11 protein-coding genes are annotated in these 14,741 nt (G+C 55.9%); 9 read left to right on the top strand and 2 right to left on the bottom strand.

Annotated features, from left to right (window positions below; translation table 11 throughout):
• Positions 1-13: 13 nt before the first annotated feature.
• Positions 14-910, bottom strand: coding sequence for a sugar kinase (locus ACQG22_RS23325; protein ID WP_058651831.1), 897 nt, complete (start codon positions 908-910; stop codon positions 14-16).
• A 155-nt stretch (positions 911-1,065) separates the two neighbouring features.
• Between ACQG22_RS23325 and yihU the strand changes: the two genes are divergently transcribed.
• From yihU to ompL, 7 genes are all read left to right on the top strand, one after another.
• Positions 1,066-1,956 (top strand): sulfolactaldehyde 3-reductase, encoded by an 891-nt coding sequence (gene yihU, locus ACQG22_RS23330; RefSeq protein WP_335281776.1) that lies wholly within the window; start codon positions 1,066-1,068, stop codon positions 1,954-1,956.
• A gap of 17 nt (positions 1,957-1,973) precedes the next feature.
• Positions 1,974-2,849 carry a sulfofructosephosphate aldolase gene (yihT, locus tag ACQG22_RS23335; protein WP_029882357.1) on the top strand — a complete coding sequence of 292 codons (876 nt, stop codon included), beginning with the start codon at positions 1,974-1,976 and terminating at the stop codon, positions 2,847-2,849.
• Between the two features lie 14 nt (positions 2,850-2,863).
• Positions 2,864-4,105, top strand: coding sequence for a sulfoquinovose isomerase (gene yihS, locus ACQG22_RS23340; protein WP_058651826.1), 1,242 nt, complete (start codon positions 2,864-2,866; stop codon positions 4,103-4,105).
• Positions 4,106-4,122: 17 nt separating this feature from the next.
• A complete protein-coding gene (locus tag ACQG22_RS23345) occupies positions 4,123-6,147 on the top strand; it encodes an alpha-glucosidase (RefSeq protein WP_369706742.1) in 2,025 nt (674 codons plus the stop codon).
• Between the two features lie 45 nt (positions 6,148-6,192).
• Positions 6,193-7,575, top strand: coding sequence for an MFS transporter (locus tag ACQG22_RS23350; RefSeq protein WP_013099372.1), 1,383 nt, complete (start codon positions 6,193-6,195; stop codon positions 7,573-7,575).
• A gap of 42 nt (positions 7,576-7,617) precedes the next feature.
• On the top strand, positions 7,618-9,042 hold the full coding sequence (locus ACQG22_RS23355; protein WP_369706743.1) for an MFS transporter: 1,425 nt from the start codon (positions 7,618-7,620) through the stop codon (positions 9,040-9,042).
• A 74-nt stretch (positions 9,043-9,116) separates the two neighbouring features.
• Positions 9,117-9,803, top strand: a complete 687-nt coding sequence (ompL, locus tag ACQG22_RS23360; protein ID WP_013099374.1) for a porin OmpL — start codon at positions 9,117-9,119, stop codon at positions 9,801-9,803.
• A 78-nt stretch (positions 9,804-9,881) separates the two neighbouring features.
• On the opposite strand, the gene typA is transcribed toward ompL, so the two are convergent.
• Positions 9,882-11,705 (bottom strand): ribosome-dependent GTPase TypA, encoded by a 1,824-nt coding sequence (gene typA, locus ACQG22_RS23365; protein WP_008501854.1) that lies wholly within the window; start codon positions 11,703-11,705, stop codon positions 9,882-9,884.
• 386 nt (positions 11,706-12,091) lie between these two features.
• Here typA and glnA point away from each other — a divergent pair, with 386 nt between their 5' ends.
• Both glnA and glnL read left to right on the top strand, forming a co-directional pair.
• A complete protein-coding gene (gene glnA, locus ACQG22_RS23370; RefSeq protein WP_013099376.1) occupies positions 12,092-13,501 on the top strand; it encodes a glutamate--ammonia ligase in 1,410 nt (469 codons plus the stop codon).
• Between the two features lie 185 nt (positions 13,502-13,686).
• The gene (glnL, locus tag ACQG22_RS23375; protein ID WP_008501857.1) at positions 13,687-14,736 is read left to right on the top strand and encodes a nitrogen regulation protein NR(II); all 1,050 of its coding nucleotides are present in this window, start codon (positions 13,687-13,689) and stop codon (positions 14,734-14,736) included.
• Positions 14,737-14,741: the final 5 nt, after the last annotated feature.

Here is a 14,741-nt window from a genome sequence, read left to right on the forward strand (position 1 = left end):
CACGCCCCGCATTTTATACAAAAAGTGACAAAAAAGAGCGGGTTTGATCACAGTCGGGTATACCTGCGCGACCGCCGGGCTGAGTACATTTCAGCGCGGCGACGGCGCTGGCGAAACGCACGGCTTGCGCTGGAGATAACCGTTGCGCCAGGCTGACCGCCAGGGCACCGTGGAAAACATCCCCCGCCCCGGTGGTATCAACCACCTCGACCTCAAAACCCGGCTGATGGCACAGGGCATCGTTCTCCAGCCAAAAGCAGCCGTCCCGGCCCTGCGTGACATAGACATGTCCATTTGTGAGCGTTTGTGCTTTTTTAAGCGCACCTTCCGTTTCCTCAAGATGGCTTACCCGACGCAGCCCCGGCGCGGAAAAGGCAGCATGATCGCTGAGGGCGATAAGTTCCGCGATGTCCTGAGGGGTTGTGTCCGCATCGAGCAACGTGGGGACGCCTTGCTGGCGGGCAAGGGTAAACGCCTGCTTCGCCCCTTCATGCCAGCGCACATCGGCTAAAACAATGTCCCATTGCGAGAAGTCGATGCCCTGCAGCCAGTCTGCCGCAGCGGGAAGATCGGGGCTGGGATAGTTCGCGATAATGCGTTCCCCGCTGCCGTCCACCAGCACTGCCGATTGTGACGAGCGGGCATCTTTCACTATACGCGTGTAGCGGGTGTTCACCCCCAGGGATTCCAGCTCCGCAAGCAGCCTTCTGCCGGTATCGTCGTCACCCACCCGGCCAATAAAATCCACGGATGCCCCCAGTTTTGCCGCCGCCACCGCCGCAGTTGCCGCCGGGCCGCCGCCCACTTCCGTATAGTCTTTTGCGACATATTTCCCACCTTCTTTCGGTAAATCATCGAGATACCAGATGCGATCCAGCACGGTTATGCCGACACAAACGATGCGAGTCATGGTGCTTCCTTCTGCAATTTCTGATGCCTTCATTTTAATTTCATCAAATGTTTAAAAAGTGACCCCTGTCAATTTTTTGACTATAAATTACAAATACGATCAAAAACAGACAACATAAACGCGCAAAAATTGACACGATATGACAGGAGAGAGGCATGTCAGCAATCGCATTTATCGGTTTAGGGCAGATGGGCGCGCCAATGGCGAAGAATCTGTTGAAGCAAGGTCACCAGCTTCAGGTCTTTGATGTGAACCCGCAGGCGGTTCAGATCCTGGTGGAGAGCGGTGCGAAGGCGGCGGCAACGCCCGCGCAGGCCGCAACGGATGCCGAGTTCGTCATTACCATGCTGCCCAACGGCGACCTGGTGCGCAGCGTGTTGTTTGGCGAACACGGCGTTTGCGAAGGCTTATCTCGCAACGCGCTGGTGATCGATATGTCGACCATTCATCCCCTGGAAACCGACGCGTTGATCCGCGACATGGCCGGGCGTGGCTTCAGCCTGATGGACGTACCTGTCGGGCGCACCTCAGACCATGCCATCGCCGGCACGCTGCTCCTGCTGGCAGGCGGCACGGCGGAGCAGGTTGAGCGCGCCACCCCCGTGTTAATGGCGATGGGCAATGAGCTGATTAACGCCGGCGGGCCGGGCATGGGCATCCGCGTGAAGCTTATCAATAACTACATGAGCATTGCGCTAAACGCCCTGTCCGCCGAGGCGGCCGTGCTGTGTGAAGCGCTCGGCCTCTCCTTTGAGGTGGCGCTCAAGGTCATGAGCGGCACGCCTGCAGGTAAAGGCCATTTCACCACCTCCTGGCCGAACAAGGTGCTGAAAGGGGATCTTTCACCCGCCTTCATGATCGACCTTGCACATAAAGATCTGGGGATCGCCCTGGACGTGGCCAACCAGCTCCACGTTCCGATGCCGCTGGGCGCGGCTTCCCGCGAAGTTTACAACCAGGCACGCGCCGCCGGGCGCGGGCGCGAAGACTGGACAGCCATTCTTGAACAGGTTCGCGCATCTGCCGGGCTGAAAAAATCACACTGATACGAAAGGACTGAGGAATGACGATGTACACCCTGAAAGATATCACCCGACCTTCCGGCGGTTTTGCGATGCTGGCCGTCGATCAGCGCGAAGCGATGCGCCTGATGTTTGCCGCAGCAGGTGCGCCGGTGCCGGTCACTGACCAGCATCTGACGGATTTTAAGGTCAGTGCGGCGAAAATTCTGTCGCCGTACGCCTCTGCCATTCTCGTCGACCAGCAGTTCTGCTATCGCCAGATTGTGGAGCAGCAGGCCGTAGCTAAAAGCTGCGCGCTGATTGTGGCGGCCGACGAGTTTATTCCAGGGAACGGTATTCCCGTCGACAGCGTGACGATCGACAAGAACGTCGATGCGCAGGCGGTCAAACGCGATGGCGGCAAGGCGCTGAAATTACTGGTGCTGTGGCGTAGCGATGAAGACGCGCAGCAGCGTCTTGAGATGGTGAAGGCATTTAACTCCCTGTGCCACGACAACGGCCTGCTGAGCATTATCGAGCCGGTGGTGCGTCCACCGCGTCGCGGCGCCGGGTTTAACCGCGAACAGGCGATTATCGATGCGGCCAAAGAGCTGGGTGACAGCGGTGCGGACCTCTACAAAGTGGAGATGCCGCTGTTGGGTAAAGGCACGCAGCAGGAACTGCTGGCGGCCTCGCAGAAGCTGAACGAGCACATCGCCATGCCGTGGGTGATCCTCTCCTCCGGCGTGGACGAAAAATTATTCCCGCGCGCCGTGAGCGTTGCCATGCAGGCGGGGGCATCAGGCTTTTTAGCCGGTCGCGCCGTCTGGTCATCGGTGATTGGCCTGCCGGACACCGGGCTGATGCTTCGCGATATTTCCGTACCTAAACTGCAGCGTCTGGGTGAGATCGTCGACGAAATGATGGCTCGCCGTTGAGAAAGGACCCGAACATGAAATGGTTTAACACCCTGAGCCATAACCGCTGGCTCGAACAAGAGACCGACCGCATTCTTGATTTCGGTAAAAACGCAGCCGTACCGACCGGCTTCGGCTGGCTGGGCAATAACGGGCAGGTTCGCAGCGATATGGGCACGCATCTGTGGATCACCGCCCGTATGCTGCACGTTTACGCGGTGGCGGCGAACATGGGTCGTCCCGGTGCGTATGCCCTGGTTGAGCACGGCATCAATGCCCTGAACGGCCCGCTGCGCGACAAACAGTACGGCGGCTGGTACGCCTGTGTTAACGATGAAGGCGTGGTGGATACCTCCAAGCAGGGCTATCAGCACTTCTTCGTGCTGCTGGGTGCGGCGAGCGCCGTCACCACCGGACATCCTCAGGCGCGCAGGCTGCTGGACGACGCCATTGAGGTGATTGAGCGCTACTTCTGGAGCGAACAGGAGCAGATGTGCCTGGAGTCCTGGGATGAAGCGTTCAGCAAAACGGAAGATTACCGCGGCGGTAACGCCAACATGCACGCCGTGGAAGCCTTCCTCATCGTGTATGACGTAACCCACGATCGTAAATGGCTCGACCGCGCCCTGCGCATCGCCTCGGTGATTATTCACGACGTGGCGCGCAAAGGTGAGTATCGCGTTAACGAGCATTTCGATACCAACTGGAACCCGATCCGCGACTACAACATCGATAATCCCGCCCACCGTTTTCGCGCCTACGGCGGCACACCAGGGCACTGGATTGAGTGGGGCCGCCTGATGCTGCACCTGCGTGCCGCGCTGGAAGCCCGCTTCGAAACCCCACCGGCGTGGCTGCTGGAAGACGCAAAAGGACTGTTCCACGCCACCATCCGCGATGCCTGGGCGCCAGACGGAGCCGATGGGTTCGTCTACTCCGTTGGCTGGGACGGCAAGCCTATCGTGCGCGAACGCGTGCGCTGGCCGATCGTCGAGGCGATGGGCACAGCGTATGCGCTCTACACCGTAACCGGCGAGGCGCAGTACGAAGCCTGGTATCAGAAATGGTGGGATTACTGCATCAAATACCTGATGGATTACGAGAACGGATCCTGGTGGCAGGAGCTGGACACCAACAACGAAGTGACCACCAAAGTCTGGGACGGCAAGCAGGATATTTACCACCTGCTGCACTGCCTGGTGATCCCCCGCCTGCCGCTGGCTCCGGGCTTAGCCCCTGCCGTAGCCGCCGGATTACTGGATTGCCAGGCCAAATAATAAAGACGGAGTTTTCTATGCGTACCCTACACAATATTGATCTGAAAAATAACGAACATGGCTTCACCCTGCGCTGGCAGGACCGTCTGATTTTATCCCACTCCACCGATGAACCTTGCCTGTGGATCGGCGCGGGCGTTGCTGATATCGAAATGTTTCGCGGCAACTTCAGCATCAAAGACAAGCTCAACGAAAAAATCGCCCTGACGGACGCGACCGTTACACAGCAAAGCGCAGGCTGGGCGATCCGCTTTACCCGTGGCGATGCGGTGAGCGCGACGCTGCTGGTGGGTGTGGATGCGGAAGGCCGTCTGGAACTGAAGCTTAAAAATGATGCCACCTGTCACAACCGCATCTGGCTGCGGCTGGCGGCCCAGCCTGAAGATCATATCTACGGTTGCGGCGAACAGTTCTCGTACTTTGATCTGCGCGGCAAGCCGTTCCCGCTGTGGACCAGCGAACAGGGGGTGGGCCGCAATAAGCAGACCTACGTGACCTGGCAGGCCGACTGCAAAGAGAACGCGGGCGGCGATTATTACTGGACCTTCTTCCCCCAGCCTACCTTCGTGAGCACCCAAAAGTACTACTGTCACGTGGATAACAGCTGCTACATGAACTTCGACTTCAGCGCGCCGGATTTCCACGAACTGGCGTTCTGGGAAGATAACGCCACGCTGCGCTTCGAATGTGCAGAAACCTACGTCGATCTGCTGGAAAAACTCACCGGCCTGCTGGGGCGTCAGCCGGAGCTGCCGGACTGGGTTTACGACGGCGTGACGCTGGGCATTCAGGGCGGCACCGGGGTGTGTCAGCACAAGCTCGACGTCATGCGTCAGGGCGGGGTGAAGGTGAACGGCATCTGGGCGCAGGACTGGTCCGGCATCCGCATGACCTCCTTTGGCAAACGCGTGATGTGGAACTGGAAGTGGAACAGCGAGCTGTATCCGCAGCTTAATGAGCGTATTGCACAGTGGAAACAGGAAGGCGTGCAGTTCCTCTCCTATATCAACCCGTACGTCGCCAGCGACAAAGATCTCTGTGAAGAGGCGGCAAAACGCGGCTATCTGACCAAAAATGCCGACGGCAAGGACTACCACGTCGAGTTTGGCGAGTTCTACGCGGGCGTTATCGACCTGACCAACCCGGAAGCCTACGGCTGGTACAAAGAGGTGATCAAAAAGAACCTGATCGAACTGGGCTGCGGCGGCTGGATGGCCGATTTTGGCGAATATCTGCCAACCGATACCTTCCTGCACAACGGCGTCAGCGCGGAGATCATGCATAACGCCTGGCCTGCCCTGTGGGCCAAATGTAACTACGAGGCGCTGGAAGAGACCGGCAAGCTCGGCGAGATCCTGTTCTTCATGCGCGCAGGTTATACCGGCAGCCAGAAGCACTCGGTGATGATGTGGGCGGGAGATCAGAACGTCGACTGGAGCCTGGACGACGGTCTGGCGTCCGTCGTACCTGCTGCGCTGTCTCTGGCGATGACCGGTCACGGGCTGCACCACAGCGACATCGGCGGCTATACCACCCTGTTCGAGATGAAACGCACCAAAGAGCTGTTGCTGCGCTGGTGCGATTTCAGCGCCTTTACGCCGATGATGCGTACCCACGAAGGTAACCGCCCAGGTGACAACTGGCAGTTCGACGGCGACGCCGAAACCATCGCGCACTTTGCATGTATGACCACCGTGTTCACCACCCTGAAGCCGTACATCAAAGCTGCGGTTGCGCAGAACGCGAAAAGTGGCCTGCCGGTGATGCGCCCGCTGTTCCTGCATTATGAAGACGACGCGCGTGCCTATACGCTGAAATACCAGTACCTGTTTGGCCGCGATCTGCTGGTGGCACCGGTTCATGAAGAGGGCCGCCGCGACTGGACGCTCTATCTTCCGCAGGACAACTGGGTGAATGTGTGGACGGGTGAAACCTGCCAGGGCGGTGAGGTGACCGTTGCTGCCCCGCTCGGCAAACCGCCGGTCTTCTATCGCCAGCAAAGCGAATGGGCAGATCTGTTTAATACCTTACGTCATATCTGATAAGGCTCGCCCGCGGGGAAACCTGCGGGCAGACGGAGAACAATAATGAGTCAACATACTTCTGATCCGGCAACCCTACGCCTGCCGTTTAAAGAAAAACTCGCCTACGGGATGGGCGATCTCGGCTCTAACATCCTGCTGGATATCGGCACGCTGTATCTGCTGAAGTTTTATACCGACGTGCTGGGCCTGCCGGGTACCTACGGCGGGATTATCTTCCTGATTGCCAAATTCTTTACCGCTTTCACCGATATGGGTACCGGGATCATGCTCGACTCCCGGCGCAACATCGGCCCGAAAGGGAAATTCCGCCCGTTCGTGCTGTATGCCGCCTTCCCGGTGACCTTGCTGGCGATTGCCAACTTCGTCGGTACGCCGTTTGAAATCACCGGTAAAACGGTGATGGCAACGGTGCTGTTCATGCTGTACGGCCTGTTCTTCAGCATGATGAACTGCTCTTACGGCGCGATGGTACCCGCCATTACCAAAAACCCGGACGAGCGCGCCTCGCTGGCCGCCTGGCGTCAGGGCGGCGCCACGCTTGGCCTGCTGCTCTGTACCGTCGGTTTTGTCCCGGTAATGAACCTGATTGAGGGCAACGATCAGCTTGGCTATATCTTTGCCGCCACGCTTTTCTCGCTGTTCGGGCTGTTCTTTATGTGGTGGTGCTACAAGGGCGTGACCGAGCGTTACGTCGAGACGCAGCCTGCTCATCCGGCGCAAAAACCGGGGCTGTTGCAGTCGTTTCGCGCCATTGCCGGAAACCGTCCGCTGTTTATCCTGTGCATCGCCAACCTCTGCACGCTGGGTGCCTTTAACGTCAAACTCGCCATCCAGGTTTACTACACGCAGTACGTGCTGAACGACCCGATCCTGCTGTCTTACATGGGTTTCTTCAGCATGGGCTGTATTTTTATCGGCGTCTTTATGATGCCCGGCGCGGTGCGGCGCTTCGGCAAGAAAAAAGTCTATATCGGCGGGCTGATGGTTTGGGTGGCGGGCGATCTGCTCAACTACTTCTTCGGCGGCGGCTCGGTGAGCTTTGTGGCGTTCTCCTGCCTGGCCTTCTTCGGCTCCGCGTTCGTGAACAGCCTGAACTGGGCGCTGGTATCCGATACCGTGGAATACGGCGAGTGGCGCACCGGCGTGCGATCTGAAGGGACGGTTTACACCGGCTTTACCTTCTTCAGGAAGGTATCCCAGGCACTGGCGGGCTTCTTCCCGGGGATCATGCTCACGCAAATTGGCTATGTGCCCAATGTGGTGCAATCCGCCGGAACGGTTGAAGGACTGCGGCAGCTGATTTTTATCTATCCGAGCCTGCTGGCGGTCATCACCATTGTGGCGATGGGCTGTTTCTACAATCTCAACGAGAAGATGTATGTGCGCATCGTGGAAGAGATCGAACTGCGTAAACGTACGGCATAAATGACGAGATAGAGCGCCCTGCGGGCGCTCTGAGGATCGACCATGACACATAACACTGATCCGTTAACCCTGAAATTGAGCCTGCGAGAGAAGTGCGCCTACGGGATGGGCGATTTTGGCTCGAATCTGATGCTGTGTATTGGCACGCTGTATCTGCTGAAGTTTTACACCGACGAACTGGGCATGCCCGCCTTCTATGGCGGCATTATTTTCCTGGTAGCGAAGTTTTTTACCGCGTTCACCGACATGCTGACCGGCGTGCTGCTGGACTCCCGGCGTAACATCGGCGCGAAGGGAAAATTCCGGCCATTCATTCTTTATGCCTCCGTCCCGGTGGCGCTGGTCGCGACGGCGCAGTTTATGGCCAACGACTTTAGCCTGACGGTGAAAACGGCGCTCGCCACCGTGCTCTTCATGATGTTTGGCCTCTGCTATAGCCTGATGAACTGCGCCTACGGTGCGATGGTCCCGGCCATTACCAAAAACACGAACGAGCGCGCGCAGCTTGCGGCGTGGCGTCAGGGCGGCGCAACCGTGGGGCTGTTGCTCTGCACCGTCGGCTTTATGCCCATTCAGGCGCTGTTCGTCAGCCAGCCCTCCCTCGGCTATCTGGTGGCGGCGCTGGTGTTCGTCACCGGTGGCCTGTTCTGCATGTGGTGGTGCTACAGCGGCGTGAAAGAGCGCTACGTGGAGCTTACGCCCGATCACCATAAGCCCGGCATTCTGAAATCATTCTGCGCGATTTTCCGCAATCCGCCGCTGCTGGTGTTGTGTATCGCCAACCTGTGTACCCTTGCCGCCTTTAACATCAAGCTGGCGATTCAGGTCTATTACACCCAGTACGTGCTAAACGATCTGCATTTGCTGTCGTGGATGGGCTTTTTCAGCATGGGCTGCATTCTGATTGGCGTGTTTCTGGTGCCCGGCGCGGTGAAGCGCTTTGGCAAAAAACCGGTTTATCTGGGTGGGCTGGCGCTGTGGGCAGTGGGCGACGTGCTGAACTTCTTCTGGGGGACCAGTTCCCTGCTGTTCGTGCTGTTTTCCTGCATGGCCTTTTTCGGCACGGCGTTTGTGAACAGCCTGAACTGGGCGCTGGTACCGGATACCGTTGATTACGGCGAGTGGAAAACGGGCATTCGTGCTGAAGGGTCGGTTTATACCGGCTATACCTTCTCGCGCAAAATCTCTGCCGCCCTCGCCGGTTTTCTGCCTGGCATCATGCTGACCCAGATTGGCTACGTTCCCCATGCGGTGCAGAGCGCTGGCACGCTACTTGGTCTGCGTCAGCTTATTTTCCTCTGGCCGTGCGGCCTGGCCGTCGTTGCCGCCGTGACCATGGGGCTGTTTTATAAACTCAACGAAGCGCGCTTCGCCTTTATTATCGAGGAGATTGGAAAACGGAAAAAACAAACCGCGAATACCCCTGAGATAACCACCAACAATAAAGCGTCAGCAGTCACTTTATAACAATAAAACCGGCCACTATGTCCTTCCTGTTCATCAGGAGGGAGGCCTTTCTGTACCTGATACATGGACAAATTATGAAAAGAATCATTACTGTACTGATCGTGTCGTCTGTGTCCTGCCCGGTATTTGCCGGGGCTTATGTCGAAACCCGCGAAGCATACAATACGGCCTCTGAGCTGCACGAGGTGATCCTGCGTGCAGGCTATAACTTCGATATGGGCGCGGGGCTGATGTTCACCAATGCCTATAACGTGGGGAAATGGGATGAGCTTAAGCACAGCTATAACGAAATAGAGGGGTGGTATCCGCTCTTTAAACCCACCGACAAGCTCACCTTCCAGCCCGGCGGATTGATTAACGACAGCAGCGCAGGATCGGGTGGTGCGGTCTATTTAGATACCAATTATAAATTTACGGACGGGTTCAACCTGACGTTCCGCTATCGCTATAACCATAACAATTACGATACGCCGGACTATAACGGGCAGATGGATAAGAACGATACGCATGAGTTTGCTAACTACTGGAATTTCAAAGTGACGGATGCGTTTTTTTATACCTTTGAACCGCACTTTTTCCAGCGGGTGAATGATTACCACAGCAAAAATGGCAAAGATCATCACTGGGAAATTACCAATAAATTCAGCTACAAGATCGACAAAAACTGGCTGCCATATCTTGAACTGCAGTGGCTGGACAGATGGAATGATTACAACCGGGAGCAGTACCGGATTCGCCTGGGATTGCGGTATTCGTTCTAATAAAAAAGCCGCTGAGCAATCAGCGGCTTTTTACTGCCGGGCGGCGCATGCGCTTACCCGGCTAACGGAATGACCGTATTACTCTTCTTTCGCACCGCGCATTGCACGTTTACGATCGTTCTCGGTCAGGTGACGTTTACGGATACGGATAGACAGTGGAGTCACTTCTACCAGTTCGTCGTCATCGATGAATTCCAGAGCCTGCTCCAGCGTCATCTTGATCGGTGGAACCAGAACCGTTGCTTCGTCAGTACCGGACGCACGCATGTTGGTCAGTTTCTTACCGGTCAGGCAGTTTACAGTCAGGTCGTTAGAACGACTGTGAATACCGATGATCTGGCCTTCATACACTTCAGCACCGTGACCCAGGAACAGCTTACCGCGATCCTGCAGACCGAACAGCGCAAACGCAACCGCTTTACCCTGACCGTTAGAGATCAGCACGCCGTTGTTACGCTGGCCCACTTCACCCGGACGTACGTCGTCGTAGTGGCTGAAGGTGGAGTACAGCAGACCAGTACCGGAAGTCATGGTCATGAACTCAGAACGGAAGCCGATCAGGCCACGGCTTGGGATCACGTAGTCGAGACGTACGCGGCCTTTGCCATCTGGATTCATGTTTTTCAGGTCGCCTTTACGCTCACCCAGAGCCTGCATCACAGAACCCTGGTGCTGCTCTTCAACGTCCAGCGTTACGTTTTCGAACGGCTCTTGTTTACGGCCGTCGATTTCGCGGAAGATAACTTTCGGACGGGAAACCGCCATCTCGAAACCTTCACGACGCATGTTTTCGATCAGAACAGACAGGTGCAGTTCACCACGACCGGATACGCGGAAGGCATCAGCGTCTTCCGTTTCTTCAACGCGCAGCGCAACGTTGTGCACTAGCTCTTTGTTCAGGCGGTCAAGGATCTGACGAGAGGTAACGAATTTACCTTCTTTACCACAGAACGGAGAGGTGTTGACGTTGAAGAACATGGTTACCGTTGGTTCATCAACAGACAGGGCTGGCAGCGCTTCCACGTTCTGCGGGTCGCAGATGGTGTCAGAGATGTTCAGCTCGCCCAGACCGGTGATTGCGATGATATCGCCCGCTTCAGCCAGATCGCTGTCGATACGCTCCAGACCCAGGTGAGTCAGCACTTTGCCCACTTTACCGTTACGGGTTTTGCCTTCGCTATCGATGATAGTAACCTGCTGGTTCGGCTTCACTTTACCGCGTTTGATGCGGCCGATACCGATAACGCCAACGTAGTTGTTGTAGTCCAGCTGGGAGATCTGCATCTGCAGAGGACCATCAAGATCAACATCCGGAGCCGGTACGTGATCGACAATCGCCTGATACAGCGGGGTCATGTCTTCCGCCATATCTTCGTGATCCAGACCCGCAATACCATTCAGCGCCGAAGCGTAGATGATAGGGAAGTCCAGCTGCTCGTCGGTCGCGTCAAGGTTAACGAACAGGTCGAACACCTGATCAACAACCCAGTCAGGACGTGCGCCAGGACGGTCAACCTTGTTGATAACAACAATAGGCTTCAGGCCATGGGCAAATGCTTTTTTGGTCACGAAACGCGTTTGCGGCATTGGGCCGTCAAAGGCGTCAACCACCAGCAGCACGGAATCCACCATGGACATCACGCGCTCAACTTCACCACCGAAGTCGGCGTGCCCTGGGGTATCAACGATGTTGATACGGTAGTCATTCCATTTGATAGCGGTGTTTTTCGCGAGGATGGTAATCCCACGCTCTTTCTCCAAATCGTTGGAGTCCATCACACGCTCTTGAGTTTCGGCACGTGCATCAAACGTACCGGATTGCTGCAGCAGCTTATCAACCAGGGTAGTTTTACCATGGTCAACGTGCGCGATGATGGCGATGTTACGCAAATTTTCGATCACAACTTTGCCTCAGGCATTAGAAATAGCGCGTTATTGTACACGGATTAATCGCACTACAAAACAGGATCACAAACATCCCCCGCAAACAAGTATTGCAGAGATGCTTTGTGATCGCTTTCACGGAGCGTAAAAAGGGCACTTTAACGAAAATTGCACCAATATGGTGCTCAGTGTTCACACTGAAGCACTATACTGGTGCAACATAACCATTGTGGTGCAGCACTTTTGCACTATGGTGCGCATGATAACGCCTTTTTGGGGTGTTTTAAAAGTTGGCACAGATTTCGCTTTATAAAAATACGGCAAAAAGATGGCCTCATAGCCACCTTGATAGAAGTTGAAGACCTCGTTACCACGACGACAATGACCAATCTGGAGAGTTAAGTATGTCCGCTGAACACGTTTTGACGATGCTGAACGAACATGAAGTGAAGTTTGTTGATCTGCGCTTCACCGATACTAAAGGTAAAGAACAGCACGTCACTATTCCTGCTCATCAGGTAAACGCCGAATTCTTTGAAGAAGGCAAAATGTTTGACGGCTCCTCCATTGGTGGCTGGAAAGGCATTAACGAATCTGACATGGTTCTGATGCCAGACGCGACCACGGCGGTCATTGATCCGTTCTTCGAAGAGCCAACCCTGATCATCCGTTGCGATATCCTCGAGCCAGGCACGCTGCAGGGCTACGACCGTGACCCACGCTCCATCGCTAAACGTGCAGAAGAGTACCTGCGTTCTACCGGCATCGCAGACACCGTTCTGTTCGGGCCAGAGCCAGAATTCTTCCTGTTCGATGACATTCGTTTCGGTGCCTCTATCTCTGGCTCCCACGTGGCTATCGACGACATCGAAGGTGCATGGAACTCCTCCACCAAATACGAAGGTGGTAACAAAGGTCACCGTCCTGGCGTGAAAGGCGGTTACTTCCCGGTTCCTCCGGTCGATTCTTCACAGGACATCCGTTCCACCATGTGTCTGGTGATGGAAGAGATGGGCCTGGTAGTTGAAGCTCACCACCACGAAGTGGCGACTGCTGGTCAGAACGAAGTGGCAACCCGCTTCAACACCATGACCAAAAAAGCGGACGAAATTCAGATCTACAAATACGTTGTGCACAACGTTGCACACCGTTTCGGTAAAACCGCGACCTTCATGCCAAAACCAATGTTTGGCGACAACGGTTCCGGTATGCACTGCCACATGTCCCTGTCCAAGAACGGTACCAACCTGTTCTCTGGTGACAAATATGCAGGTCTGTCTGAGCAGGCGCTGTACTACATTGGCGGCGTAATCAAACACGCTAAAGCGATCAACGCCCTGGCGAACCCAACCACCAACTCTTACAAGCGTCTGGTCCCAGGCTACGAAGCACCTGTTATGCTGGCTTACTCAGCGCGTAACCGTTCTGCTTCTATCCGTATCCCGGTGGTGGCTTCTCCTAAAGCGCGTCGTATCGAAGTGCGCTTCCCGGATCCAGCAGCTAACCCATACCTGTGCTTCGCAGCACTGCTGATGGCCGGTCTGGACGGTATCAAGAACAAGATCCACCCAGGCGAAGCAATGGACAAAAACCTGTATGACCTGCCGCCAGAAGAAGCGAAAGAGATCCCACAGGTTGCAGGCTCTCTGGAAGAAGCCCTGCAAGCACTGGACGCAGACCGCGAGTTCCTGACTGCGGGTGGCGTGTTCACTGACGACGCTATCGATGCTTACATCGCCCTGCGTACTGAAGAGAACGACCGCGTGCGCATGACTCCGCATCCGGTTGAATTCGAACTGTATTACAGCGTTTAAGTTACAACGGGTTTCGCGCCCCCCTTCAGGCGCGGCCCCGAAAGCTTTTTTTTGTTGCCGTGGAAACTTTCAGCCCATCTCCGGATGGGCTTTTTTCTCCACCAACAACCTGATCTCACGCGCTTTTTACGACGAAAAAGCTATACTGCACTAAATTAGTGCAACCAACTCCAGGAGACTGCTGAATGGCAACTGGCACGCTGCCCGATGCTGGGCAGATCCTCAATTCGTTAATTAACAGCATTTTGCTGGTCGACGACGAGCTGGCTGTTCATTACGCCAACCCGGCGGCGCAGCAACTGCTCGCCCAAAGCGCACGCAAACTGTTTGGCACTCCGCTGCCAGAATTATTGAGCTATTTTTCGCTGAACATTGGCCTGATGCAGGAAAGTCTGCAGGCCGGTCAGGGGTTCACCGATAACGAAGTGACGCTGGTGATCGACGGGCGCTCGCATATTTTGTCGCTTACCGCGCAACGTCTTCCTGAAGGGCTGATCCTGCTCGAAATGGCGCCGATGGACAATCAGCGCCGACTGAGCCAGGAGCAACTTCAGCATGCGCAGCAAATTGCTGCCCGCGATCTGGTGCGGGGCCTGGCGCATGAAATCAAAAACCCACTGGGCGGATTACGCGGGGCGGCGCAGCTGTTAACCAAAGCGCTGCCGGACCCTGCGCTGGCGGAGTATACCAACGTCATCATTGAGCAGGCCGATCGTCTGCGTAACCTGGTTGACCGCCTGCTCGGGCCGCAACAGCCGGGTATGCACGTCACCGAAAGCATTCATAAAGTGGCTGAACGGGTGGTGAAGCTCGTCTCCATGGAGCTGCCGGAGAACGTTACGCTGGTGCGTGATTATGACCCCAGCCTGCCGGAACTGGCGCACGATCCGGACCAAATTGAGCAGGTCCTGCTGAATATTGTGCGTAATGCGCTGCAGGCTCTGGGACCGGAAGGCGGCGAAATCATTTTGCGTACCCGTACCGCATTCCAGCTCACCTTGCATGGCGTGCGCTATCGGCTGGCGGCACGCATCGACGTTGAGGACAACGGGCCGGGGATCCCATCTCATCTGCAGGACACCCTGTTCTACCCGATGGTCAGCGGTCGCGAAGGCGGTACCGGGTTGGGATTATCCATTGCCCGCAGTTTGATCGATCAACACTCTGGAAAAATTGAATTTACCAGTTGGCCGGGACATACCGAGTTTTCGGTTTTCCTGCCGATTAAAAAATAAAGGTG

Origin of the sequence: Enterobacter cloacae complex sp. 309I3 (assembly GCF_050031595.1) — a bacterium.
Lineage (GTDB): Bacteria > Pseudomonadota > Gammaproteobacteria > Enterobacterales > Enterobacteriaceae > Enterobacter > Enterobacter cloacae.